Annotated in this window: 1 protein-coding gene; it reads left to right on the top strand. The window is 40.8% G+C overall.

Annotated elements, in window-relative coordinates; all coding sequences use genetic code 11:
* Nucleotides 1-755, top strand: a 755-nt coding sequence (locus GH715_RS21270) for an IS110 family RNA-guided transposase (RefSeq protein WP_163578839.1), incomplete at both ends; no start/stop codon positions are given.

The raw sequence follows: 755 nt of genomic DNA, 5'->3' as shown, positions 1-755 counted from the left end.
TAAGACAAAAACAGATACTCGTGATGCTTTTCTCATTGCACAAGTTATTAGAATTGACGCTCCAGAAGCAACGCCTTTTATAGAAGAAGATTTGCTTCAGATAAGGCATTTGGAAAGATTGCGTTATTCCCTGGTAGATCAAAGTTCGGATATCAAACGAAAGATCATAGCGCTTCTCGACCAGGTATTCCCAGAATATGAAGAGTTGTTTTCCGAAGTATTTGGGGCATTTTCTTCTGAATTGCTTTTTCATTATCCTATGCCAGAAGACATACACACCATTGATACAGATAGCTTAGCTGCATTCTTAAATGAGGCCAGTAAACAAGCCTATGGACAAAAAAGAGCACATGAAAAAGCGACTAGGATTAAAGAATCTGCAGCAGAGAGCTTCGGCATTACCATGGCCACAGATTCTTTTCGAACGCAAATCCATCTATTACTTGAACAACTTTCTTTACTAGATCGTCAAATACATCAGATTGAAGAAAAGCTTTCTATACTCATCGAACAACAAGCAACCTATTTAACCACTATAAAAGGTATTGGAGATGTCACAGCAGCGGTTATCATAGGTGAAATTGGCTCGATAGAACGTTTTGATCGCCCAGAACAATTAGTCGCATTTGCAGGCCTAGATCCCGCGGTTAAACAGTCTGGCCAATTTAACGCTACCGAAATACACATCTCCAAAAGAGGCTCTCCTTACCTACGAAGGGCTATTTGGTGGGCCGCCTTTTCAGCAAGCCAGAGTG

Origin of the sequence: Gracilibacillus thailandensis (assembly GCF_010994055.1) — a bacterium.
GTDB lineage: Bacteria > Bacillota > Bacilli > Bacillales > Amphibacillaceae > Gracilibacillus > Gracilibacillus lacisalsi.
The sequence above is the reverse complement of the archived record's forward strand: the minus strand, read 5'-3'. Positions and strand labels throughout refer to the sequence as shown.